23 protein-coding genes and 2 pseudogenes are annotated in these 22,394 nt (G+C 69.3%); 12 read left to right on the top strand and 13 right to left on the bottom strand.

What is annotated here, in order from left to right:
• Positions 1-250 precede the first annotated feature (250 nt).
• Positions 251-1,723: an MFS transporter gene (locus tag ADL25_RS31360; RefSeq protein WP_107116752.1), complete on the bottom strand. Its 1,473-nt coding sequence runs from the start codon at positions 1,721-1,723 to the stop codon at positions 251-253.
• Between the two features lie 335 nt (positions 1,724-2,058).
• Here ADL25_RS31360 and ADL25_RS31355 point away from each other — a divergent pair, with 335 nt between their 5' ends.
• Positions 2,059-2,655, top strand: a complete 597-nt coding sequence (locus ADL25_RS31355; protein WP_059131260.1) for a TetR/AcrR family transcriptional regulator — start codon at positions 2,059-2,061, stop codon at positions 2,653-2,655.
• Between the two features lie 10 nt (positions 2,656-2,665).
• Here ADL25_RS31355 and ADL25_RS50850 read toward each other — a convergent pair.
• Together ADL25_RS50850 and ADL25_RS31350 are read right to left on the bottom strand one after the other, a co-directional pair.
• Positions 2,666-2,740, bottom strand: a pseudogene (locus ADL25_RS50850) (integrase); the annotation flags it as partial.
• 97 nt (positions 2,741-2,837) lie between these two features.
• Positions 2,838-3,818: a GlxA family transcriptional regulator gene (locus tag ADL25_RS31350; RefSeq protein WP_059131259.1), complete on the bottom strand. Its 981-nt coding sequence runs from the start codon at positions 3,816-3,818 to the stop codon at positions 2,838-2,840.
• Between the two features lie 128 nt (positions 3,819-3,946).
• Between ADL25_RS31350 and ADL25_RS31345 the strand changes: the two genes are divergently transcribed.
• The 4 genes and pseudogenes from ADL25_RS31345 to ADL25_RS50845 form a co-directional block, all read left to right on the top strand.
• Complete coding sequence (locus ADL25_RS31345) at positions 3,947-4,912, top strand: NADP-dependent oxidoreductase (protein WP_059131277.1); 966 nt, start codon at positions 3,947-3,949, stop codon at positions 4,910-4,912.
• Positions 4,913-4,942: 30 nt separating this feature from the next.
• Positions 4,943-5,263 carry an NIPSNAP family protein gene (locus ADL25_RS31340; protein WP_059131258.1) on the top strand — a complete coding sequence of 107 codons (321 nt, stop codon included), beginning with the start codon at positions 4,943-4,945 and terminating at the stop codon, positions 5,261-5,263.
• A gap of 365 nt (positions 5,264-5,628) precedes the next feature.
• A complete protein-coding gene (locus tag ADL25_RS31335) occupies positions 5,629-6,288 on the top strand; it encodes an MOSC domain-containing protein (protein WP_059131257.1) in 660 nt (219 codons plus the stop codon).
• Positions 6,289-6,362: 74 nt separating this feature from the next.
• Positions 6,363-6,503 (top strand): annotated as a pseudogene (locus ADL25_RS50845) (transcriptional regulator); the annotation flags it as partial.
• Positions 6,504-6,796: 293 nt separating this feature from the next.
• Here the strand turns inward: ADL25_RS50845 and ADL25_RS31330 are convergent.
• A complete protein-coding gene (locus ADL25_RS31330; protein WP_059131256.1) occupies positions 6,797-7,201 on the bottom strand; it encodes a winged helix-turn-helix transcriptional regulator in 405 nt (134 codons plus the stop codon).
• 144 nt (positions 7,202-7,345) lie between these two features.
• On the opposite strand from ADL25_RS31330, the gene ADL25_RS31325 reads away from it, so the two are divergent.
• Positions 7,346-8,215 carry an SDR family oxidoreductase gene (locus ADL25_RS31325; RefSeq protein WP_079050690.1) on the top strand — a complete coding sequence of 290 codons (870 nt, stop codon included), beginning with the start codon at positions 7,346-7,348 and terminating at the stop codon, positions 8,213-8,215.
• A gap of 647 nt (positions 8,216-8,862) precedes the next feature.
• Here ADL25_RS31325 and ADL25_RS31320 read toward each other — a convergent pair.
• Positions 8,863-9,162, bottom strand: coding sequence for an antibiotic biosynthesis monooxygenase (locus ADL25_RS31320; RefSeq protein WP_059131255.1), 300 nt, complete (start codon positions 9,160-9,162; stop codon positions 8,863-8,865).
• Positions 9,163-10,326: 1,164 nt separating this feature from the next.
• Between ADL25_RS31320 and ADL25_RS31315 the strand changes: the two genes are divergently transcribed.
• Positions 10,327-10,722, top strand: a complete 396-nt coding sequence (locus ADL25_RS31315) for an HIT family protein (RefSeq protein WP_059131254.1) — start codon at positions 10,327-10,329, stop codon at positions 10,720-10,722.
• A gap of 178 nt (positions 10,723-10,900) precedes the next feature.
• Here the strand turns inward: ADL25_RS31315 and ADL25_RS31310 are convergent, their stop codons facing one another.
• Positions 10,901-11,332, bottom strand: coding sequence for a DUF6896 domain-containing protein (locus ADL25_RS31310; RefSeq protein ID WP_059131253.1), 432 nt, complete (start codon positions 11,330-11,332; stop codon positions 10,901-10,903).
• A 665-nt stretch (positions 11,333-11,997) separates the two neighbouring features.
• Here ADL25_RS31310 and ADL25_RS31305 point away from each other — a divergent pair.
• Positions 11,998-13,083, top strand: a complete 1,086-nt coding sequence (locus ADL25_RS31305) for a hypothetical protein (RefSeq protein ID WP_059131252.1) — start codon at positions 11,998-12,000, stop codon at positions 13,081-13,083.
• Between the two features lie 637 nt (positions 13,084-13,720).
• Positions 13,721-15,406, top strand: coding sequence for an LCP family protein (locus ADL25_RS31300; RefSeq protein ID WP_063805779.1), 1,686 nt, complete (start codon positions 13,721-13,723; stop codon positions 15,404-15,406).
• Between the two features lie 157 nt (positions 15,407-15,563).
• On the opposite strand, the gene ADL25_RS31295 is transcribed toward ADL25_RS31300, so the two are convergent.
• Positions 15,564-16,583 carry a hypothetical protein gene (locus ADL25_RS31295; protein WP_059131274.1) on the bottom strand — a complete coding sequence of 340 codons (1,020 nt, stop codon included), beginning with the start codon at positions 16,581-16,583 and terminating at the stop codon, positions 15,564-15,566.
• Between the two features lie 183 nt (positions 16,584-16,766).
• Between ADL25_RS31295 and ADL25_RS31290 the strand changes: the two genes are divergently transcribed.
• Positions 16,767-17,435 (top strand): histidine phosphatase family protein, encoded by a 669-nt coding sequence (locus ADL25_RS31290; RefSeq protein ID WP_059131251.1) that lies wholly within the window; start codon positions 16,767-16,769, stop codon positions 17,433-17,435.
• Between the two features lie 237 nt (positions 17,436-17,672).
• Here ADL25_RS31290 and ADL25_RS31285 read toward each other — a convergent pair whose 3' ends face one another.
• A complete protein-coding gene (locus ADL25_RS31285) occupies positions 17,673-18,320 on the bottom strand; it encodes an NADPH-dependent F420 reductase (RefSeq protein ID WP_059131250.1) in 648 nt (215 codons plus the stop codon).
• Positions 18,321-18,420: 100 nt separating this feature from the next.
• Between ADL25_RS31285 and ADL25_RS31280 the strand changes: the two genes are divergently transcribed.
• Complete coding sequence (locus ADL25_RS31280) at positions 18,421-18,798, top strand: winged helix-turn-helix transcriptional regulator (protein WP_181923280.1); 378 nt, start codon at positions 18,421-18,423, stop codon at positions 18,796-18,798.
• Between the two features lie 84 nt (positions 18,799-18,882).
• On the opposite strand, the gene ADL25_RS49255 is transcribed toward ADL25_RS31280, so the two are convergent.
• Genes ADL25_RS49255 through ADL25_RS31270 form a run of 3 tightly spaced genes read right to left on the bottom strand, consistent with a single transcriptional unit; the run spans position 18,883 to position 19,775 of the window.
• Positions 18,883-19,020, bottom strand: a complete 138-nt coding sequence (locus ADL25_RS49255) for a hypothetical protein (protein ID WP_159045045.1) — start codon at positions 19,018-19,020, stop codon at positions 18,883-18,885.
• Positions 19,021-19,371 carry a hypothetical protein gene (locus ADL25_RS31275; RefSeq protein ID WP_147318091.1) on the bottom strand — a complete coding sequence of 117 codons (351 nt, stop codon included), beginning with the start codon at positions 19,369-19,371 and terminating at the stop codon, positions 19,021-19,023.
• A gap of 44 nt (positions 19,372-19,415) precedes the next feature.
• Positions 19,416-19,775 carry a hypothetical protein gene (locus ADL25_RS31270; protein WP_059131247.1) on the bottom strand — a complete coding sequence of 120 codons (360 nt, stop codon included), beginning with the start codon at positions 19,773-19,775 and terminating at the stop codon, positions 19,416-19,418.
• 236 nt (positions 19,776-20,011) lie between these two features.
• On the opposite strand from ADL25_RS31270, the gene ADL25_RS31265 reads away from it, so the two are divergent.
• Positions 20,012-20,344 carry a YciI family protein gene (locus tag ADL25_RS31265; RefSeq protein ID WP_059131246.1) on the top strand — a complete coding sequence of 111 codons (333 nt, stop codon included), beginning with the start codon at positions 20,012-20,014 and terminating at the stop codon, positions 20,342-20,344.
• Positions 20,345-20,622: 278 nt separating this feature from the next.
• On the opposite strand, the gene ADL25_RS31260 is transcribed toward ADL25_RS31265, so the two are convergent.
• Both ADL25_RS31260 and ADL25_RS31255 read right to left on the bottom strand, forming a co-directional pair.
• Positions 20,623-21,237 (bottom strand): RraA family protein, encoded by a 615-nt coding sequence (locus ADL25_RS31260; protein WP_059131245.1) that lies wholly within the window; start codon positions 21,235-21,237, stop codon positions 20,623-20,625.
• A gap of 224 nt (positions 21,238-21,461) precedes the next feature.
• Positions 21,462-22,385 carry an RNA polymerase sigma-70 factor gene (locus ADL25_RS31255; RefSeq protein WP_059131244.1) on the bottom strand — a complete coding sequence of 308 codons (924 nt, stop codon included), beginning with the start codon at positions 22,383-22,385 and terminating at the stop codon, positions 21,462-21,464.
• Positions 22,386-22,394: the final 9 nt, after the last annotated feature.

Raw genomic sequence — 22,394 nt, 5'->3', positions numbered from 1 at the left:
GGTCTCCTTCGAAAGGTAGCGGAACATATCCGAGTTGAGGTGTGGTCGGAGCGTCAGCGGAGCCGCCGGCATGGCGTTGGCTCCCGCGGTGTCACCGTGGGGCCGTGTGGCGATGCCACACGGGTGGCCTCGTCGAGCAGCCGCGGTGCCCTGTGGGTGTCAGCGGTTTCGGCGAGGACACTGCGGGGACGTCCCCGGCATGCGGTCGCCTCCGGTCTCCCGCCGGGTTGGTTCGTGGTCACCGTCGGGCTCAGGAGGTCCGGCGCCGGGGCTTGGCACCGCTGGCGGTCTTGCCCGGCAGGAGGACCAGCACCACGGCCGCGCCGACCAGGGCGACGGCTGCGGACCCTGCCGCGGTGATGTGCATGGCGTGGAGAAAGGCGTCGTGTGCGGGCTGCACCAGCGCCCTGCCGGCCGGTCCCAGTTTCTCGGCGACGGTCAGGGTCGCCTGGACGGATTCACCTGCGGTGTGCCGGTCAAAGGCGGGCAGTGCGTCCAGGTGGCCGTCGATGCCGCTGCGGTAGGTGGTGGACAGCAGCGACCCCAGCACGGCGACGCCCATGGCTCCGCCGACCTGCCGGAAGGTGTTGTTGATCGCGGATCCGGAGCCGGCTTTCTCCCGCGGCAGTGACGACATGATCATGACGGTGGCGGGCGGCATCACATGCGCCATCCCCGTGCCCATCAGGAAGAACAGCATCTCCAGCACCCAGATGGGGGTGTGCTGGCCCAGCAGCAGGAAGCCGCCGAAGCCCACGGCGGTCAGGACGAGGCCGGCGGCGCACACGGCTCGGGCACCGAAGCGGCCCACGACCAGCCGGGCCCGCGGGGCGAAGAACATCTGGGAGGCGGCCAGCGGCAGCACGAGCAGACCGGACTGCAGGACGCTGTAGCCGCGCACGCTCTGGTTGTAGAAGACGCTGAAGAACGTGACGCCCATCAGCGCGAAGAAGACCAGGCCGATGGCGGCGACGGAGGCGGAGAACCGCCGGTTGCGGAAGTAGGTGACGTCGAGGGCCGGATGGTCGCTGCGGGCCTCGTACACCACGAAACCGGCAAGGACCGCCAAGCCGCCCAGGATCGTCGCCCAGGCCTCGGGCCGGGTGAAGTCGCCCAGCTGGCCACCCTTGATGATGCCGTAGACCAGCACCGCCAGACCAACGATCGAGAGCAGCACGCCGACCGGGTCGAGCCTGCCGGGCCTGGGGTCCTTGGAATCGGGGACGATCGCCGCCATCGCGACCATCGCGGCGGCGACGATCGGCACATTGACCAGGAAGACCGAGCCCCACCAGAAGTGTTCCAGCAGAACGCCGCCGGCGATCGGGCCGGCGGCTATGGCGAAACCGACCACACCGGTCCAGATGCCGATGGCCTTGGGCTGCTCCTCGGGCTCGAAGACGTTCATGATGATCGCCAGGGTGGCGGGCAGGATGAAGGCACCGCCGAAGCCCATCACGGCGCGGAAGGCGATGAGCTGCCCGGAGGAATCCGACAGCGCGGACAGCACGGATCCCGCGCCGAACACGGCCATGCCGAAGAGCAGCACCTTCTTGCGGCCGAGCCGGTCACCGAGCAGGCCCGCGGTGAAGAGCAGTCCGGCGAAGACCAGCGTGTAGGAGTTGACTGCCCACTCCAACTGGCCCTGGGTGGAGCCCAGTCCGGTGGGAGCAGGCTGGGCGATCGTCTTCATCGCCACGTTGAGGATCGAATTGTCCAGCATCACCACCAAGAGGCTGAACGCGAGCACGGACAGGATGGCCCAGCGCCGGCGGTGGACCACCCCGGAAACCCTTCGCCGCCGGGCGGGCGGCACGGGTGGCGTGGACGGCGCGGGTGTCGAGGGCCCGGCGGGAGTGGGCGGTGATGCCACAGGGGGTCTCCAGTGCTGTCGGTGGTACTGCGATTTCCCATCGCAGGCCGTCAGCCTCGGACGGCGGCAGGCAGCGCACGGCCCTGCCCGGCCCGGGGATGGCGACGCAAAAATAGATGTCGCAATCACACTAAACGCGGGATAGGATAGATTACAAGCGACATTTATTTGAGGAGTGTGATCCCGTGGGCCGAGTGTCCAAGGCGCAGGCGCAGGAGAACCGGCAGCACGTCGTGGCCACCGCCTCCCGGATGTTCCGCGAAAAAGGCACCGCGGTCAGCATCGCCGACCTGATGAAAGCCGTCGGGCTCACCCACGGCGCGTTCTACAAGCAGTTCGACTCCAAAGAGGACCTGGTCGACAAGGCCATCGCCCACGCCTTCGAGGATCCGGCGGCACACTCGCCGGCCGGGCTGGAGGAACCCGCCAAGGACCACGAGGCCGCCCGCCGGACGCTGATCGAGCACTACCTCTCGCTCTGGCACCGCGATGACGCCGGGGACGGCTGCCCCGTCTCCGGATTCGCCACTGACCTGGGGCGCGAACCCGAGCAGGCCGCCCGCTCCCGGCACGTCTACATCAACGGGGTACGCAACCGCGCCGCCCGGCTGGCCACCGGCGACGACGACGGCATGGCCCAGCTCTGCACCATGGTCGGTGCCCTCGTGCTTGCCCGCGCCACCCGGGGCAACCCGATCTCCGAAGAACTGCTGCAGGCCGCACGCACGGCTCTCACCAAGAGCGGCACCGGGCAGTTGGCACCGCAGCACCGCACAAACTGAGCGGGGGCCCGTCGGTCACCTGCAGGTACCGCGCCCGCATCCTGGCGGCGCCTCCCGGCTCCCATCCCATGATCTGGTCGATCACGCTGAGCGCCACGAGTCTCGCGCCTTCCTTTGCGTGGGCCACTTGACCCGTCGGGCGATTGGTGGGGTGTTGTCGCGGCCATGGCCCGGCTGGGTGGTCATTGTGCCGTCATAGGCTCCGGTGCGTTGTGGGCGCGACGGTAGGCCAGTGGGGACAGGCCCAGGTGCGTGTGGAAGTGCTTGCGCAGTGCGACGGGGTCGCCGAAGCCGCAAGCGGTGGCGATCCGCGCGACGGTGAGGTCGGTGGACTCCAGCAGCAGACGCGCGTGGGCCAGCCGCCGCTGCGCCAGCCACTTCAGCGGGCTGCTGCCCACCTCGCTGCGGAACCGCCGGGTAAAGGTGCGCACGCTCATGTGCGCGTGCCGGGCCATGTCCTCCAGTGTGATCGGCTCGGCGAGCCGGTCCAGCGCCCACTGCCGGGTCGCCGAAGTGGAACGGTCGGTGTCCTGCGGAACCGGGTGCTCGATGAACTGCGCCTGCCCGCCCTCGCGCCACGGCGCCACCACGCAGCGGCGCGCGGCGGCCGAGGCCACCGCCGCGCCGTGGTCCAGACGGACCAGGTGCAGGCACAGGTCGATGCCGGCCGCTCCGCCGGCGGACGTCAGGATGCGTCCGTTGTCGACGAACAGGACGTCCGGATCGACGTCGACGTCGGGGAACAGCCGCGCCAGCGCATCACACAGCGCCCAGTGCGTGGTGGCCCGCCGACCGTCCAGCAGACCGGCTGCCGCGAGCAGGAAGGCCGACGTGCACAGGCTGACGATGCGGGTCCACGGCCCTATTCGGTCCAGCGCCGCAGCGAGTTCCTCGGGGAGCGTGCCGGTCGCGAGCAGGCGCTCGCTGGGCTCCTGCGTGGCCAGAACGACGGTGTCCGCAGTCTCCAGCGCCGACTCGTCGTGGTCGACGACGATCCGGTAGTCCTCGTGCGTGCGTACCGGCCGGCCGCCGAGGGAGCAGGTGACGACGGAGTACAGACGAGTCCCGTCCGGTTCACAGGCCTCGTTGAACACGCGCGCCGGGATGCCCAGGTCCAGCGGCAGGACTCCGTCGAGGGCGAGAACGGCAACACGATGCGGCATGGCCGGAATAGTACGACAGGTGGCTCTCCGGCCACTCACCCGCCTCCGCAAGCACACGCCACTGTTTCTTTTGCCGGGACCACGGTCCCGGCAAAAGAAACAGTGAGACTGACATGAGCGAGGACAAGATGAGTGAGCACACCATGCGGGCTGTCACCGTCACGGAGTTCGGCGGCCCGCAGGTGCTGACCGCCGAGGAGGTCGCGCGCCCCGAGCCGCTGCCGACCGAGGTGCTGGTGCGAGTGCACGCCGCCGGCGTCAACCCGGTGGACTGGAAGACCCGCGAAGGTCAGGGCATGGCGGGACTGCAGACGTTCCCGCTGATCCTGGGCTGGGACATCTCCGGCGTCGTCGAGGAGGTTGGCTTCGGCGTCACCACGCTCGCGCCCGGCGACGAGGTGTACGGCATGCCGTGGTTCCCGCGCGCCGCCGGCGGCTACGCCGAGTACGTGACTGCCCCGGCCCGTCAGTGGGCCCGCAAGCCGGCCACCCTTGACCACGTGCACGCGGCCGCCGCGCCGCTGGCGGCGCTGACCGCCTGGCAGACCGTGGTCGACACCGCCCACGTGCAGGCCGGCCAGCGCGTCCTGATCACGGCCGCCGCCGGCGGGGTGGGCCACTTCGCGGTTCAGTTCGCCCGGCACCTGGGCGCCAACGTGATCGCCACCGCCAGCGCCGCACGCCACCCCTGGCTCAAGGAGCTCGGCGCCGACGAGACCATCGACTACACCACCACCCGCTTCGAGGACGCCACCAAGGACGTCGACGTCGTCATCGACCTGGTGGGCGACGCCCACGACCAGACCAGCACCCGCTCGCTCAAGGTCCTGCGCCCGGGCGGCCTGCTGGTCGCCGTCCCGGCCGGTGTCTCCCCCGAACTGGCCCAGGCCGCCGAGGCGGCAGGCGTGCGGGTCACCCCGTACCTGGTCGAGCCGGACGGCGCGGGGCTGACCACGATCGCAGGCCTGATCGACGCCGGCGAGGTCGCCGTCGAGGTGGAGGAAACCTTCCCGCTGGAGCAGGCCGGCACGGCCCACGCCCGCGTCGAGGCCGGCCGCACCCGCGGCAAGGTCGTCCTGACCGTCGCCAACTGACCACTCTCGCCAGCAGTTTGGAGCAGCGCCATGCACTACGAGATCCGCCGCTACCAGGCCCAGCCCGGACGTCGCGAGGAGTGGGTGCGTTACATGGAGGACGTGGTCATCCCGTTTCAGGCCTCGCTGGGCATGGACGTGACGGCCTCCTTCGTCGATGCCCAGGATGAGGACGGCTACGTGTGGATCCGCAGGTTCGAGGACGAGGCCCAGAGTGAGGCCCTGTACGCGGCCGTCTACCAGCACGACCGCTGGAAGAACGAGATCGGGCCGGTCGTCCACGGCCTGCTGATCCCCGAGAAGACCGTCGTCACCCGCGTGGCCCCCACCCCGGCCTCACCTCTGCGGTGACCCGGCTTACGGCCGCTTCATCCGCCACCGCACGGCACCGCGACAAAGGAACCTTCATGAGCACCGGCACATTGCAGGCGTCGGTGCCCCCTTGCCGGTCGCCCAGGCCGCCGTCGGCGCACTCATCGCGGCGGTACACACCGCCGCTGCCCGGATCGGCTTCGCGGCGGCCATCGTCACCGACCAGCGCGTGCATCTGAAGGCATTCGACCACCCACAACCCGAGGGCCCAGGAGCACCCGGCCACCGCGCCGGGCCCTCGGCATGCCCAACATCCGACGGCAGCTTCACGGCCTGCGAAACAGGGATCACGCCGGAGCAGCCGATGCGAACCGAAACAGAAGGCAAGGCTGAGGTCGGCTGCCATGGGCATCGTGGAATCCGTCAATATCGGCAGCAGCCGGGTCACCGCGCACTCGGGTGCCGGGCTCACCGGCATCGACAAGCGGCCCGTCTCCCACCCGGTCGCCGTGTCGGCGCCCGGCCCCCAAGGGGTCAGCGGGATGGCCGGTGACTCCGTCTGCGATGCACGCTTCCACGGCGGCGACCACCAGGCCGTCTACGCCTATGCCCGCGAGGACCTGGACCTGTGGGAGCGGGAGCTCGGACGGGAGCGCTCCGCCGGGGTGTTCGGCGAGAACCTCACAACACGTGGGCTGGACGTCTCCGGCACCGTCATCGGCGAGCGCTGGCGGGTGGGCGACGTGGTGGTGCTGGAGGCGTCGGCGACCCGGATCCCTTGCCGCACTTTCGCCGACCGGCTGGGGCAGGAGTCCTGGATCAAGCGGTTTGGCCGGCGCGCCCTGCCCGGGGTGTACTTCCGGGTGGTCGTACCCGGGCACGTCGCGGCCGGGGCCCCTGTGACGCTGCTGTCGCGGCCGGATCACGGGGTGACGTCGGCGATGGTACTGCGCGCACTGACCGGTGAGCGCGAGCTGCTGCCGCGCCTGCTGGAGGCCGACGCGCTGTCCCCGTCGCAGAGCGAGTCGGCCCGCAAACGGCTGACCCTGCCGGTCCGGGCCTGATCCGCTCCATCGTCGGACCGCTGACCGTTCACCCGCTCCGGCCGGACCCCCCTTGCGCGTGCGGCCGTTAGGGCGTCGTCTTCGTCGTCTACTACCCCGACAAGGACAGCGACAGCGACGAGAAACTGCGGCTCCTCGCCGCACACTCACACACCGAGTCCGCTGGCACGGCACACGGGCGACCGGCGGATGACCCGCTCCCCAAGACACCCTGACGAACAGTCACCGTCCCAGCGTCGCAACCAGAACACCCGCACCCTTCCGCACTGGCAGCCGCGTCGCTGGACAATCTGCGAGTTCGCCGGCACCCGCCCAGCCAACTCAATGTAGGTGCCATCCGGCAGTGCGGCCCGCGCCGCCAGGTGCTGATCCGCCCCGGCGGGCGGGCATGGGCGCTGACTGAGGTGGCCCGGGTGGTGGCCGAAGCCGACCCGGACTGAGGCAAAAGGTGCTCGATGCGCCCGTGGCGTCTGACACAGGAGGGTGGTCAGTCGCCGGCCGCCGCTGCCTACCGGGTGCGCTCTGTGCGGTCGTCGTACTCCCCGCGGGCGGTGATGACTTCCTCGATGTGCCGCACCGACCACTCCGTGAGCGCCTTCAGCGGTTCCCTCAGCGTCTGGCCGAGGGCGGTCAGTCCATACTCCACGTGCGGCGGCACCTCTGGGTAGACGGTCCGGTTGACCAGCCCGTCGCGTTCGAGGGTGCGCAGCGTCTGAGTGAGCATCTTCTCGCTCACGCCCGCCAGCGCCTTGCGGAGCTGGCTGAACCGGGAGGCCCCGTTCCGGCCGAGCTCGCCCAGCACGAGGACCGCCCACTTGCTGCCGATCTGGTCGAGCAGGTCCCGCGACGGGCAGCCACGCTCGTACGGATCGAATGACGGTATGGGTCCAGTCACGTTCTCGACAGTCGCCATACGTCTCACCTCTACGCTTTCGCTCGGGTAAGTACCGTACCAAGAAGTTGCCACTTCCCAACAGAGAGTGTGCAGGCCACTGTTAATTCCATCCCGCCGCGGACGAACCGCGACAGGGGCGCGAGGCACGCGCGGAAGGAAGGAATGACCATCATGTCGATCGTCGTCACCGGAGCCACCGGCCAGCTGGGCAGGCTCACCGTCGAGGCGCTGCTGCGGCGTGGGATCCCGGCCGCGGACATCATCGCGACCGGCCGGGACATCGCCGGGATCAAGGATCTGGCCGACCGAGGCGTCACGGCACGCCGCGCCGACTTCGCGGACACCGACAGCCTGACCGAGGCCTTCGCGGGGGCGGACAGACTGCTGCTGATCTCCGCCTCGGTCCCCGTGGACGAACGGGTCGCCAATCACCGCCGCGCGATAGACGCCGCAGTGGCCGCGGGCGTGTCGCTGGTGGCGTACACGAGCACGACGCACGCGGACACGGCCACCACCATCATCGGCGCCACGCACGGCGAGACCGAGGAGTACCTGCGGGACCGCGGAATCCCCAGCGTGCTGCTGCGCAACGGCTGGTACCTGGAGAACTACACCAGTCAACTGCCGCAGATCCTGCACAACGGCGCCGTCGTCGGCGCCGCGGGCGAGGGGCGGATCAGCGCCGCGTCCCGCGCCGACTACGCCGAGGCCGCGGCGGTCGTCCTCACCGCCGAAGGCCACACCGGCGCCGTGTACGAGCTCGGCGGCGACGAATCCTTCACGCTGAGCGAGCTCGCCGCCGCGATCTCCGCTGCGGCCGGGAAACAGGTTGCCTACGCCGACCTCCCGGTGACCGAGTTCGCCCAGGTACTGGCCGCCGCCGGCCTCCCCGCCGAGCTGGCGGAGGTCCTCGCCGACGCCGACCTCGGCATGAGCCGCGGCGAGATGTACACCGATTCCGGCGACTTGCGCCGCCTGATCGGCCGCCGGCCCGTGACCCTGGCCGAGGCACTCGCGGTCGCGCCGCATTGACCCAGGGCCAGGGACTTTGCGAGGTGGCGGAAGTGGTGCCGCAGCGTGGCGTCCTCATCGAACTCCCGGAAGTACGCCACCGTCTCTGCTCTGATGTACTCCAGGTCAACCACGGAACCATCATGCCGGCGAACGCACACGGTGGCGCCGTTTCGACATCCACGAGTGTCATCAACAGCGCCGGACGCCAGCGCCCCTAGGCGGTCTGACATGGCCACCCTGGCCCGGGGACTTCCCGCCAGTGTCGAGTAGCGATCGAACTCCTAATAAGGCGGGGGTCGCAGGTTCAGATCCTGCCCGGGCACACGACCAACTGATCGTTTCGAGGAACCTCGTAGACGTGGGCACGGCAGGCGGCGCCTCATGGGCGACGGAGCGCCCGAGTGCAGACGTCGCCGCGATCTACCCGGTCCACAGCCACTGTCGCAGTGACGCGGTCGCGTGCCGCAGACCGCGTCGCCGCCTGGGCCGCCCGGACCTGCCCGATCACGGCACCCCCGCCACCTCCGCCGTCGGCCGTGCTCCCGACCTGCCCGCGCCAGTGACACCCCCGGACCCGTCAGGCTGCGTGCCGGCGCACCACCTCGGATCCGTCGGCAGCGCTCGTCAGGCTTGCGGCGGTCAGTTGGACCTGTGCGGGGCAGTCCTCAGCCGAGCGGTTCGGCCAGCAGATCATCGATCACATGGCAGCGGATCTCAGGAAACGACTCCGCGATCGCCTCCCGCATCGATGAAAGGGCCTGGGGATCGACGCCCTGGCACCGCTCGCGGGTCGAGGCGTCCGGCCAGCGTGCGTACGCGACCCAGGTACCGTCGTCGGCCTGGTGCAGGCGCGATCCATAACTGCCGCACCGGCTGTGGATCTCCTGCGTCATCCGGTGCCAACTGGATGCGAACTGCTCCTCCATGCCCGGATGCAGCCGCCACCGGTAGATGACCGCGAACATGACCCGACCTCACCTCTGCCCCGACGACTGTCCATTTCCTTGATCAGAACCGAACCGTACCGCGGGCGCCGGCGCCTTAGCCCGACAGGACGGGGGGTGAGCAGGCCCGCTGCGGCCCGGGCGGAGACGGCGGCACCTGCCGCCCGGCGCGGTGGGCAGCGTGCACACCGCCGAGGCAGACCGCTGCACAATCGTCGCCGATCAGGCCGGGCCGTCACCGGGTGAGCACCTGCGACCGGCACCACGCCAAGATACGGGAGTCGCATTCACACCTGAGCCCTGCGGCTGCCCGCGGTTCCCCGTCGTCGCCCACTGGATCGGGCACGCCTGGGCCACAGTCGCCCGGAATCTGGGGCAGCCTCCTGCGAAGCGTGTCCCCTTCAGGCACGCAAGCCGTTCACGGGCGACGTTTGTTCACCGAGACGATGTGCTGACGACTCCCGCAGGGCTACGATCCCGGTCCATCAGCGGGAGGGACGGATACGTGTCTGAGTGCGCAGACGGAACGGTGTGGCAGAACGGGCACTGCGAAATCGTGGGGGCGCCGCCCCTTTCCTTAGATCTTCCGTTCCTTCTGCTCGGGGTGGCCGCGCTCGGGTTCGGCGTGGCCCTGCACCGCAGACTGCGTCGGGACGGCCCACCCCCGAAGCCGACCGGACCTGACCCACGCGGCCGTCAATCCGCTCAGAGATTCATCACCATGGCCCTCCCGTACTTCCTGATGCTGTGGCGAGCGGGATTCTCCACGGGGGGCATCCTGCTTCTCGCAGACACGCTCAACGGCTGATTGCTCACCTCCCTTCAACCCACTACGTCTCCCACTCCGTCCGCCGTCGACCACACACCAGGCACGGCGCGATGAACTCCCACTCCGCAACGGCCAGTTGCACGCATGTCACGGTCAACCGAACGCGTGGTGAAAGCGGTTGCCCGAAGCGCAACGACCTCGCTCAACTGCCGAGCCAGTGAAGGTGATAGAGGATCGCCGTCAGGCCGTGGTGGAGAGCATTCGGCGAAAGCGGGCGGCTGACCGCCCGTCAGGATGTCATGACGGGCGACCACGTAGCCCGTCGTCAAGGCACGGGACGTGCCAGGTCCGCGACGTGTCGCCGGGGCCCGCCGGCCCGGCGGTCGCCGGTATCCGGCGACCGCCACAATGGCCTCATGCCCACGCTCTTCACCAAGATCATCAACGGTGAGCTGCCCGGCCGGTTCGTGTGGACCGACGACCGGGCGGTCGCCTTCCTGACCATCGCGCCGCTGACCATGGGGCACACCCTCGTGGTCCCGCGGGACGAAGTCGACGACTGGACCACGCTCGAGCCCGACCTGATGGGCCATCTCATGACCGTCGGGGCCCAGATCGGTGCCGCCCAGCGGCGCGCCTTCGACGCCCCGCGGGCCGGTCTGGTGGTGGCCGGCTTCGAAGTCCCCCACTGCCACCTGCACGTCTTCCCCGCCTGGGGACTGGAGGACTTCGACTTCCGCCGCGCGAACAGCGACGTGCCGACCACGGAACTCGACGAAGCCCAATCGCGCATCATCGCCGCCCTCGACTGAACCGGCGCAGCCGGGCCGGTGTGCGCACCGCGGTACTGGGCGGGCGCCGAGCCCGCCCTGTACCCCCGGGGTCCCGGTGCGCACGGCTGCGGACATTTCACCTCACGCTGATACCGCTTGTCTCAGCCGTGCGCTCCCCAGGGGGAGCCTTCACCAACTGTCAGCCGACGCGCCGCTCTCATGCTGAAGCCGTGCTGAACCATCCTGGCCGCACCTCGATCAGCGGGGGCTTCAGCGACTCCACTGCGGACCGCAGGTCCTGCTCCGTTACGACATGAGGCTCAGGCAGGCTCTGCCCATAGCGGCGCAGTCGCCAGAAATCGAAGATCTCCCTACCGTCGGCCGTGAAGTCCACGTCGATCTCGGTACCGTTGTCGCAGATGAAGAGGCAGCCGACTCCGTGGACCTGGTAGGAGTAGGGACCGACCTCTCCGCTCCGGCCGATGATCCGGTGCGAACGGGCCAAGGTGAGCATGTCCCCCAGCCGTTCAAGCGGGGTGATCGCCGCTCTCATGGCCATACCAACCGCGTTGAGGGCATCGATGTAACCGACCACAAGATCACACGCTGTCACCGCGTTCGGTTCTTCCGCAGCCGAGCCCGGTTCCATGAGACCTCCTCCCGGTCCGCGCTGGAATCGATTGTCCCACGCAGGCGTGCGTCATCTCCGTCCAGCGGCATGAGTCGCAGGCTCAGCCGGGAGTCGACTCCGAATTGGAGGACTCACAGCCGCCAGTCCACGTCAGAGAACTCGGACACTGCTATCGGGCACCTGGCCCTCGAGCCACGCTGACCCGCGCGTCCTCGCCCCTCATGGCCAGCGGCCGGCGTTCGTCGATGGCCACCGCCGCTTCACGGCAGGCACTGCAGGCGTTGTCCCGTTCCGGCATCCACAAGGTGTCGGATGGTGACATGTCGGCTTCCCGAATGCCGCAAAGGGTCCTGCCCAAGAAGCCGAAGGCGTCCACTCGGTCGCCGACACTGGCCATCGCCGCATCGCTTGCCCACACACAACGCACTCCACGAGCGCATCCTGACACGCCCATTAACCGTGTGACCTGCCGCGACTACCAAACACCTGGCAGGACAGAACGCTCTTCAAGTACGGTGGCTGCACACCTGACGCGCCTGTCGTGCCCGGCCGGTCACCGGCCAGCGGCAGCTGTCTGCGTTGGATGTCACTGCAGACGCTGGTTCGGCCTCACCTCGTCTGCCACATGGCTGTTCCAGATACAGCGGCTCTGGGCGGACCGTCACCCCTGCTAACGTCCCCACGTGCCCTCGCAGATACCCCGCCTGGTCGACGAACTCGTCGCACTCATGAAGTCCGGCTCCGCTCCCGCTTACCGAACCGGAATGCAGCGGCTTGCCGACACCGCTCAGGCCGGGGGCCCGGAGAGCCTGACGGCCACCGTGGAAGCCCTCGCCCCATTGCTCCCGGGTCTGGGCGGGGACTTCGCCATGACCGCGGTTCTGGCGGGCGCCTGCGTCGAGTGGGGTGCGTCCCCCACCGCTCTCGTCGACGTGCTGCCGCAGCGTGCCTCGGAAGCCATGATGCTCAACGAGGTGGTGCCGGAACTCTGGGCCAAAGCAGCCCGCGGGCGGCCGCTGCCCGAACCGGTGAGTGCCAGCAGCCCTCAGCTGGTGCGGACGCTGACCAGAGCGGCCCGGTGGCGCCGGGGCGTCGACAAGGTCACGATGACGCGTATCGCCATGTCCTGGTTCGACATGGAGGACTGGCTCAAAGCCCTGATCACCGTCATGGCGGACGAAGGTTTCCGTGCGGCCCTCTCCAGCGACGTCAAAGCCGAGTTGCGCGAACGTGCCGCCGCGGTCGCACACCGGTCCCAGCCGGCTGCTTGGGTCGGCGCGCTGGCCGCCGTCCTTGACGACGAGCCGCTGATCGTCATCGACCCTCGCACAAACCGGGGATACGCCCTCACGATGAGCGGAATCGGGGACAACGGCCAGTTGCACATCCTCCTGGCCGATCGGCTCGTCGGGGACCCCCAACAAGGCCTGGTCGCCGGGGATCGCCCAGCGCGGTCCTGGGTCGAGGCCGCGACCAGCGGCAACCCCTACCTCGGCCCCGACGACCCGGCGATCCGCTGCTTCCGCCTCTTCGACGGCGAGGGGACCTACATCAGCCCGGAAGGCGTGCCTGCCGACATCAAACCTCTCGACGGCACCCGCGTCCTCGTCCTGCACCCACCGAACGGCAATTTCGGCATGGGCGCGGGTCGAGTGTTCGAGCACATGACACCGACCCTCCGGCTCGACCGGATCCTGGAACCGGCCCAGACGCGGCACTGGCTCTCCCGGCTGGCTCCCGCCGTGGAGAACGACCTGATGGCCGGCTAGGCACTGCTTGCACCCCTCTGGGCGTGACACGAAATTGGCCTGACGTCGCATCACATCAGGCTGCGCACGCAGGGCTTGTCTCTCACCCCGCCGTGAGGCGTTGGGGTGTGAGGCCTGAGCGGGCCCGGGCCCGCTCCTCCATCGCGTCCCAGGGGCCGCCGGCCTCTTCGCCTCCGCCGCCGCTTCGTTACTGGTCACGCTGATCCTCCAGTCGCCGAAGCAGGCACCACCGGCGCGTGCGGGAGGGGACGGCACGGTCCGGCGGGCGACTCACCTTCACCGGGACTGCCCGTTGTCCTGTGCGGGGCGGGGCTGCCGGGCCGCAGGCCGGGTATCCGTCCATGCATGCCGGCCCTGGTGCACTGGTCCTACGATGCGGCAACGACCCTGTGGGCGCTCGTTCTGTCGCTTCTCATCGTGCCGTCCGTGGGCAGGCACATGTGGCGCCGCAAGTAGGAGCACGGTCGGGCCAGTGGAGGCTGGCCCGCAGCGTCGCTGCGTGCCTTTTCATCGAGCGTTGCGCCGGAGCAGGAACCCGGCGACCTGAAGGGTCGCTGGGGCAACCCATCACGGGTTCGGAATGTCGTACTCCTCGATCGTTCCATGATTCATCGGCCCGACGTGCGAGGAAGTGCCCATGACGAAGTCCTCCAGTGGATCGCGCAGGCGCGGAGCCCCTCGGAGCAGGGCGGAGGGGGCGGAGTCAGCGCCGCCGGTTGCCGGCGGCCGGACGGCCCTGCGCCAGGCCAGGAGGAAGTCGGGGAGAAGGCGGGTCCTGAATGTCGTCGGGCTGGCGATGGGCTTCGTGCTGTTGCTCGGTATCGGCACGGCGGCGTACGCGTATTGGAAGCTGACCAGCGGTATCAAGTCCGACGAGCTGTCCGCCAACGGCAAGGACGGCGCGGGACACGAGACACCGGACGCGTTCGGACGCAGCCCGATCAACATCCTCGTCATCGGTTCGGATGCCCGCGCGACCGCCTCGGATTGCAAGCTCGGCGGCGCCTGCGGGACAGCCGGCGGCGCCCGGGCCGACGTGGAGATGGTTGTGCACATATCGGCCGACCGGTCGAACGCCACCGTGATGAGCATCCCCCGCGACCTGCGCAGCAGCTGGAACGGTTGCCACGCAGCGCACCACCCCAGCATGGGCCCCCAGTCCAGCCAGATGATCAACTCGGCGCTGGAGGGCGGGCCGGGCTGCAGTGTCGTCGCCGTGCACGAACTTACCGGGATCCCCATCGACCACTTCATGATGGTCGACTTCTCCGGAGTGGTGACTATGTCCCGCGCGGTGGGCGGGGTCCCGATCTGCGTCGACCACGACATATACGACCCCTACAGCCACCTGAAGTTGAAGGAGGGCCCGCACGTGCTGGAGGGCCAGGCCGCGCTGGAGTTCGTGCGTACCCGGCACGGCTTCGGGGACTCCAGCGACAGCCGCGGACGAACCGCCGCGCAGCACATCTTCCTCAGCTCCCTGCTCAACCAGCTCAAGACCAAGGGCACGTTGAGCAGCCCCACCAGAATGTGGGCCATCGCCAACGCCGCCACCCAGTCGCTGACTGTCGACAGCTCGCTGAACTCCCCCACCAAGCTCGTCGGCCTGGCCGGCGACCTCAACAAGGTCCCCGCCAACCGCGTCACCTTCGCCACCATGCAGACGCACGACCTCAAGGTGAACGGAGTCTGGCAGACACTGGTCACCAATCCGGGCGCGAACAACATGTTCAAGAGCATCGCGAACGATCAGTCGCTCACGGCCGCAGCCAGCCCGGCGTCGCCGTCCATCGCTCCCGCCGCCACGGCCGTAGCGACCTCTGCCATCGCCGTACAGGTGCAGAACGGCACGATCGTCCGCGGCCGAGCCAACACGATCGCTCAAGAACTCCTGCGCCGGGGCTTCAGCGAGCGGACCGCCGCTGTCAACGGAACCCCAGCCACTGCCACGTCGCTGGCCTACCCGGCCGGCCACATACGGCAGGCCAAGGCCGTTGCCGAGGCGCTCGGCCTGCCGGTATCGGTACTCAAGCAGCAATCCGGCACCGGGATCGTCCTGGTCATCGGTACCGACTGGCCCAGCGGCACCAGCTTCCCCGGCAGCAAGACCGCCCCGGCACCCGTCGACACCCAGGCCACCCTCGACGGCGCCAATGTGAAGCTTGGCAACGACAACGCCACGTGCGCCCAGGTCAGCACCTTCAAGACAGCGATCGGACTGGACGCGTCCGGCAAGCCCACCTCCTCGGACCGTCCGACCTCCAGCACCACCCCGACGCGCGCCTACGCCCTCAGCCCAGAGGTGAAGGACTCGGCGCCCTGAGCAGCCATCCGCTTTTCCGTCAGTGGGCTTTCCGGGTCGAACAGGATTCCTGTGGCTGTGTTCACCGGTTTCGACAGCAGCTATGGAGTGCCTTGGGACGGCACGGAATCCGCGGCGTGTTAGATGTTTACGGGAAGCGTCGGCACTTGGGCGCAAGCTATTGGATGCTCCAGCGGTGCGGATGCTCAGGATTGTCGGGGCAGGCGAAGACGTTGAGCGCACCCAAGCGGCCCACGGTGACCTCGGTAGGGGTGGCGGACCGGTGTGCGGGCTCGGCCTGGTCCTCCTCCAGGGGGCTCCAGCTGCCGCTGCCGTTGTCCCACTCTGAGCTGTCGATGGTCGGCAGCAGGTGCATGGGTGTCCTGCACGTCAGGCAGTCCATCGGGTACGGGTCGGTCGCGTGCCATGAGGCGAAGCCCCCCACCCGCCAGCCCGGCGGAATGGACAGGTCGTACTGGTAGGCGAGCGGCAGTACCGTGCTCCGGTCCGCCGGCTGCTCGGCCTCCTCCCAGGCGTCGATCCGAGCGCACAGCTCCTCGGGCAGAAGGTCGGCAAACGGGTAGGTAACCACCTGCTCCGGGTGCAGTACACAAGGCTCGGGCACGAAGCCGTCGGCCCCGACCACCAGCGGCTGCGGCGGCGCGGTCAGCACTTCGCCGACCTCCCACGACCGGCGCCAGCGCGAGTGCAGCTCCAGGCCGTACCGGCCCGGGCCGTGCGCGTTGAAGGGGCACCAGAACACCTGGAGCAGATCGCAGCCGCCCGGCCCCGCCGGGAGGTCGGGAGCGTCCCGCCAGTACAGCTGCACGAGGCCGATCAGAGGCAGCGGGTCCGTCTCAGATATCCCGGGGATCCGGTGTTCCCGGTGCAACTCGCTCAGGAGCTCCCGTTCCTCGTCGGTAGGGCCGGGGGCCTCTTCGCGGGCCCATGCGGAAGCCAAAATCTGCCGGTAGCGGCGGATGTCGGACGGGTGTCGCCCACGCCCACGGCCGTGAGCCTCGCCGCACACCGGCCATGGCTCGTCCGCCGGCCACAGCATAGGACCGCCCACGGAACTATCCGACGGATCGGGTCTGCCCGGCCGCGGATGAAGCCGAGTTGTCGTCCCTCGGAAGGACGCCAGTTCCGGGAAGAGCGCCTCGACATCGAGAGGGCGCGTCGGGGTGGTCCTCGTCATGGTCGCGACCTTAGACACCTGACAACCCCGGTCATCGAGCACCCCCCGTCGGTGGCGTCGGGCCGACGGCCGTGCGAACGCGAGGCTGCGGGGTGGGTGCGCGGACCCCGCCGAAAGGGGCGGGCCTGAGCAATGGCACAGTGAGGGGACCGCACCCAGCTACCCCGGGAGACAGGCCCCCGCATGCGTTTGCTCCTCATCCGCCATGGCCAGACCCCTTCCAACGTCAAGCACCTCCTGGACACCGCCGTGCCGGGGCCCGCACTGACCCCCCTGGGCGAGGAACAGGCGGCCGCACTGCCCGCGGCGCTGGCGGCCGAGGACATCGGCGCCCTGTATGCGTCCACGCTGGTGCGCACCCAGCTCACCGCTGCGCCTCTGGCAGCCCACCGAGGGCTCCAGGTGCAGGTGCGCGACGGTATTCGCGAGCTGGCGGCCGGTGATCTGGAGATGCGCGGCGACCACCAAGCCGTCGAGACCTACCTCACCACTGCCTTCGCCTGGTCCGCGGGCGACACCGAACGCCGGATGCCGGGCGGGGAAAGTGGTGTGGAGGCCCTGAAGCGTTTCGACACGGTCGTCGCCGAGGCCGCCGCGACCGCGGCACACACCGTGGCCATGGTCAGTCACGGCGCCGTCATCCGCATGTGGGCAGCGGCCCGGGCGGAGAACATCGACGTCGAATTCGCCTCCACCCACGAACTGCGCAACACCGGAATCGTCATCCTGTCCGGCGCCCCGGACAGCGGCTGGCGGGTCGTGTCCTGGGCCGGCCTTCCCCTCGGCCCCGACGACCGTGTCCCCCAGGCCAGCGGGCCCGCGGGAGAAGCCGTTGACGTTACCGACGACTGACCCCGCGTCGACTGTCAACGCCGTGGTCAGGCCCGCACGTGCGCCTTCGCAACGGACTCCACGGTCCCCCTCTACCGGCCTACGCGCCAAAGATCGGTCTGCCGACCGCTCGGGAGGGCCGTTCCCGGCAATGTGGCAGCGGGATCGGATGACATGAGTCATCAAGCCGTTTTCACAGACCCTGTCCGTGGTGGACCACCGGGCGTGTGAGAGATACAGCTCCCTCTGTGAGCTGGCTCACCTGCTGTTCGAGGGGATGTGGGGGAGGGCGGATCTGGGGTCGAAGCCTGCGAAGGCCAAACCGATGACGAAACCCGCCACCTCCTCCATCTGGCGCGCGCGATCCAGCGCCCCCAAGGTCGCCGGGACTCCGCCGACGTCACGGACCAGTTCGCCGACGACGTGCAGTGCCGTCGCATCATTGCCGCACATCACCACCGTCACACGGGACGCACCACCACCGGGCGCGCTCGTCCACTGGCCGGCGGGGAAGAGATGAAACGCCTTCGCGACCCTGGCTCCCGGAGCCAGCCCGGTGATCCGCTCGGCCATCGACTCGCCGCGCTCGGTGAGCAGAGCGCCGACGCCATGGCTGACGGCGTTCGTGGGATCGATCAACGGCATCCCTTCGAACACGCCGTCAGACGCACCCACTGATTCCAGCATGTCCTCGACGCCGTCCCAGGACACGGCGAGCAGCACCGCATCGCACCCGGTGGCCGCCTCACGTGGCGTGACAGCGAGCACCCCGTCGCCCAGCCGCTCGGCGAGCTTCTCCGCTTTGACCTGCGACCGTCCGCCGATCGCCACCTCATGTCGCGCACGTGCCCAGCCCTCACCCAGAGCTGCAGCCAGTGTCCCTGTTCCCAGGATTCCGATACGCATCTGCCTGTTCCTCTCCAACAGTGGTCGGTCGGGTGGCTACGGTAGGGAAGGCGTTACGCACCATTCGGTGCGTGGCCGACGCGCGATGATGGGCTGCGATATGACTGATCACGACGCCCACTGCTATGAGCTGGTCGCCGATTGCCGTTTGCGCGCGGCCACCGATCTCTTCGCCCATACCTGGGATCCCGTTGTACTGGCGGCGCTTCGCATGGGACCGCGCCGACGCCGGGACCTGCGGGCCGCGATCGGCGGCATCAGCGACAAGGTTTTGAGCGACTCCTTGCACCGTCTGCTCGCGGCCACACTGGTCGAGCGGCACGCACATGCCGAGGCGCCGCCGCGTATCGACTATGCCCTGACCAGCTCGGGGCAGAGCCTGGTCGAGGGCCCGATGATGGCGCTCGGACGCTGGGCGATCGAGCACGGTGACGAACTTCTTGAGGCCCAGGAGACAGAGCCGGGTAGAGGGCTGTGAGCGAGGCTTGACGTGGGTCGTCAAGCCTCGCTCACAGCCCTCTACCGGTGTCTGGCGGCGAAGCCGACGACGCGGCTCGCGATGTCAGCCGTCGAATCTGTCCCACTCGACCGGGACGTCGGCCAAGGGGGCGAGAGCACTGCGGTGGCTGGCTCCGGCCCAGGCGCTGAATCCGTTGTCACCTCCTTCGTCGGAGACATGCAGGACGAGTCCGGGAGCCACCTAGAAGCGCGTGGGGGCCCCAGGCCAGAACGGGAGCAAGGGCACGGGGAGGAGTTCCTCGGCGAGCCGGTCGACCTGCTCGCCGGTGAGCGAGTGGGACACTGCCCGGTAGTCGGCGCCCATGGAGGCCTCGTAGAGCGAGAACTGGATGAGGAAACCGTTGAGGGGTTCCTGCTCGGCGATCGCAGGTTCGTCGTACTCGCGGAACCAGACGGTCGGATCGGCCTCGGCGCCGTCAAGCGTCCACAGCAACGACCAGGAGAATCCTCCCTGGTTCTCTTCGCCGAAAACGAGCATCTCCCCCTTGGGATCGGTCTGAAGCTTGGAGAGGGGAAGGACTCGGTTCTGCACTCCCAGGCAGCGTGGGCGGTGCTGTGCCAGCCGGTGGAACTGCCTCAGTCGGCGGGCAGGTCCAGCGGAAGTGCCGGTAGTGGCGGTGGCAACGGCTGCGCCGGGATGCGGAACCAGCCGGGCCCGTCGGCCAGAGCCTGGCGGACACGTGGATCAGGATCGTCCACGAGCCGGGCGCGTTGCTCCCCCCTCACCATGGCGTTCTCGGCGAACGCCGACCGCATCCTGCGGTCGGGATGCGCGACGACGGCGTCGATCACCTCGTCCGGCAGAGCACGCCAAGCGATCACGTTCCAGGCCGCTTTGGCCTCCTCGCACAGCAGCCTGACCAAGACCTCGGCCGGCGCCGCAGGATTCCGCGCGATCGCAGCAATGATCTCGCGGTGATCGTGATCTCCACGCATAGGGGCCCACTGTGTTCGCCGACGGCCCTCGCAGGCCCGCAGATTGTGGGCCTGCCGCAGGCACGCGGTCAACGCCGGTGATCATGCTCCACCGCGTCAGCCAGGGCGGGTGCACTTGCGCGAGTGACGTTCAGCTTGTCGGTGATGTATTGATCCTCCGGCACAACGATGAGTTCGGGCACGGCCGAGAGTCGGTACTGGTGAGCATTGCCTACGAACGAATGGAGGGACCTGTTGTGGCGAAATTCGTGACCATCGGATACGGGGACGAGGACGGCTACGACCGCACCGACGCAGCGGTACGCAACAAGGCACATGCGCATGACGCCCGCCTGCTTGAGGCCGGGACCGTTCTGGGCATCGCCGGCACACCGGTACAGGTACGCAACCACGACGGCGCCGGCATGACCGTGGAGCCCGGCTCCTTCTTGTCCTCCACCCTCCCGGTGGCCGGGTTCGGGATCATCGAAGCCGCCACCATCGAGGAGGCCGTCGAACTCGCCTCCAAGACCCCCTGCGCCGTTGCCCATGGCGTGGTCGAGGTCTGGCCGCTGCAGGAATCGCCGTAAGACCGTGAAGTTGGCGTCGATGCCGGCCGTGATCTCACCGTCGCAGAACACCGCCTCACGCAGCGGCCCGAATTCTGCGGCCAGGACGGTGACGCCTGCCGTGTGGAGCACCGCCGTGGTGGCGAAGGCCCGAACCGGTCGGAGCCGGCCGGCGGTGCCGCCCCGTCGCGGTGAGTGAGTGCTGGGCCGTTCGAGGCCGCGGACTTCCCTGCTGGCCCTTCAACTGCCGTGCCGGGGCCGCCGCCGGCGCGCGCTCGCGCGCCGGGCGCGCTCCTGGCTCAGCCGGTGAACCCGACCTCGCCCAGCGCCTTGTCGACGCGGGCCCGGTGCTCCTGCTCCCACTCGTCGAGGGACTGCTCGGCCTCCCGCGCCAGCCGTGTACGCGCCGCCGCCAAGACCTCCTGCGCGCGGGCGGCGGGCACCACCACGACCCCCTCCTCGTCGGCGATCACGATGTCGCCCAGGCGCACCAGCACCCCGCCCGCGCGGGCCGGTTCACCCAGACTACCGAGCTTGCGTTTCGCGCCGGGGATCGGGATGACACCGCGCGCGAACACCGGGAAGCCGGCCTCGCGTACTTCGCCCAGGTCGCGGATGAGGCCGTCGGCCACGACAGCGGCGACACCCCGCCGCTGGGCAATAGCGCACACGTTGCCTCCGGCCAGCGCATAGTCCAGGTCGCCGGACTCCACCACGATCACCGAGCCGGGCTCGGCACGGTAGATCGCCGCGTGCACCATCAGGTTGTCGCCCGGCTCGCACCGCACCGGATACGCCGGCCCCGTCACGTGCGGTGCGCCCCACAGGGGACGGATACCGATGTCCATCACCTGCTCGCGGCCCACGAGGTCCGCGACGGCCGTGGTGGGAATGTCCTCGAAAGTGCTGCCCATTGTTGTCCTCCCCGCTGCGGGTTGTCCCGGCCCGGCAATGCGCCGCGCCGCCCGCCGCCATCCTCCTCCGCGCGGCGGCGGAGGACGCGCGTGCCGCCCGGTGACGATGATCACTGTCCTGGAACTGTTGGGTCCGGCCCCTCGACCTCGCCGCATGTCGCAACGGCCGTCCCCGCCCGATCTCGTGGGGTGCCGGGGGTGAGCCTGTCCGGGCCGGTGGCGGGTCAGTTCGTGTGCCGGCGGGCCTGCTTCACCTCGCGGGCGACGGCGAAGGCGTCGGCGACCGGCCCCAGGTGGCGGAGCTTGTCGGGGTTGATCACCGAGCGGATGGTCTGGATCTGCCCCTCGGCCACCTCCAGGGCCAGGGTGTGCAGCACCCGGCCGTCGCGGTCGCGGAAGATCGCGCCGGGCTGGCCGTTGACCTCGGCCTGCCTGAACGTCACGTCGATCCGGGCCATCAGGGGGAAGACGGAGGCGAGCAGCCGGGCCACCTTGTCGGCGCCGCTGACGGCCTTCGCCAGCTGAGGGGCCTTGCCGCCGCCGTCACCGACCATCGACACGTCTGCGGCCAGGAGATCCTGCAACCCGTGTACGTCACCTTCGCGCAGGGCGTCGAAGAACCGCGTCGCGAGCATTTGGCGCTCCTGGCGATCCGCCTCGAACCGCGGCCGCCCGTCCCTCATATGGCGCCGCCCCCGCACCAGCAACTGCCGGCACGCCGCTTCCGAACGCCCGACCGCGGCCGCGATCTCGTCGAAGCCGAAAGCGAACACCTCCCGCAGTACGAACACGGACCGCTCCAGCGGGCTGAGCCGTTCCAGGAGCAGCAGCGCCGCCACCGACACCGAATCGGCCAGCTCGGCCGCGCGTGCCGGATCCTCGTAAGGATCGCTCAGCAGCGGCTCGGGAAACCACGGCCCGACGTACTGCTCCCGCCGCACCCGCGCGGAGCGCAGCACGTCGATCGCGATACGGGTCACGGTGGCGGACAAGAACGCCTTCAGGGACGTGGGCCGGGTCGGCGAGGCATCGAAGCGGAGCCAGCTCTCCTGCACCGCGTCCTCCGCCTCGCCCACACTGCCCAGAATCCGGTAGGCGATCGAGAACAGCAGCGGCCGCAGCTCCTCGAACTCCTCAACCTTGCTCACAACTGTCTG

This window comes from Streptomyces sp. NRRL F-5122, assembly GCF_001507435.1.
Taxonomy (GTDB): Bacteria; Actinomycetota; Actinomycetes; order Streptomycetales; family Streptomycetaceae; genus Streptomyces; species Streptomyces lannensis.
The sequence above is the reverse complement of the archived record's forward strand: the minus strand, read 5'-3'. Positions and strand labels throughout refer to the sequence as shown.

What these genes read in the sequence shown, in the direction of transcription:
- ADL25_RS31340 (WP_059131258.1), top strand. Translation starts at nt 4,943, where the DNA reads ATGCACTACGAGATCCGCCGCTACCAGGCCCAGCCCGGACGTCGCGAG.
- ADL25_RS31360 (WP_107116752.1), bottom strand. Translation starts at nt 1,723, where the DNA reads ATGCTGGACAATTCGATCCTCAACGTGGCGATGAAGACGATCGCCCAG.
- ADL25_RS31270 (WP_059131247.1), bottom strand. Translation starts at nt 19,775, where the DNA reads ATGCGTGGAGATCACGATCACCGCGAGATCATTGCTGCGATCGCGCGG.
- ADL25_RS31330 (WP_059131256.1), bottom strand. Translation starts at nt 7,201, where the DNA reads ATGGCGACTGTCGAGAACGTGACTGGACCCATACCGTCATTCGATCCG.
- ADL25_RS31260 (WP_059131245.1), bottom strand. Translation starts at nt 21,237, where the DNA reads ATGGGCAGCACTTTCGAGGACATTCCCACCACGGCCGTCGCGGACCTC.
- ADL25_RS31290 (WP_059131251.1), top strand. Translation starts at nt 16,767, where the DNA reads ATGCGTTTGCTCCTCATCCGCCATGGCCAGACCCCTTCCAACGTCAAG.
- ADL25_RS31335 (WP_059131257.1), top strand. Translation starts at nt 5,629, where the DNA reads ATGGGCATCGTGGAATCCGTCAATATCGGCAGCAGCCGGGTCACCGCG.
- ADL25_RS31295 (WP_059131274.1), bottom strand. Translation starts at nt 16,583, where the DNA reads ATGACGAGGACCACCCCGACGCGCCCTCTCGATGTCGAGGCGCTCTTC.
- ADL25_RS31325 (WP_079050690.1), top strand. Translation starts at nt 7,346, where the DNA reads ATGACCATCATGTCGATCGTCGTCACCGGAGCCACCGGCCAGCTGGGC.
- ADL25_RS31350 (WP_059131259.1), bottom strand. Translation starts at nt 3,818, where the DNA reads ATGCCGCATCGTGTTGCCGTTCTCGCCCTCGACGGAGTCCTGCCGCTG.
- ADL25_RS31320 (WP_059131255.1), bottom strand. Translation starts at nt 9,162, where the DNA reads ATGTTCGCGGTCATCTACCGGTGGCGGCTGCATCCGGGCATGGAGGAG.
- ADL25_RS31310 (WP_059131253.1), bottom strand. Translation starts at nt 11,332, where the DNA reads ATGGAACCGGGCTCGGCTGCGGAAGAACCGAACGCGGTGACAGCGTGT.
- ADL25_RS31345 (WP_059131277.1), top strand. Translation starts at nt 3,947, where the DNA reads ATGAGTGAGCACACCATGCGGGCTGTCACCGTCACGGAGTTCGGCGGC.
- ADL25_RS31280 (WP_181923280.1), top strand. Translation starts at nt 18,421, where the DNA reads ATGACTGATCACGACGCCCACTGCTATGAGCTGGTCGCCGATTGCCGT.
- ADL25_RS31300 (WP_063805779.1), top strand. Translation starts at nt 13,721, where the DNA reads ATGACGAAGTCCTCCAGTGGATCGCGCAGGCGCGGAGCCCCTCGGAGC.
- ADL25_RS31285 (WP_059131250.1), bottom strand. Translation starts at nt 18,320, where the DNA reads ATGCGTATCGGAATCCTGGGAACAGGGACACTGGCTGCAGCTCTGGGT.
- ADL25_RS31315 (WP_059131254.1), top strand. Translation starts at nt 10,327, where the DNA reads ATGCCCACGCTCTTCACCAAGATCATCAACGGTGAGCTGCCCGGCCGG.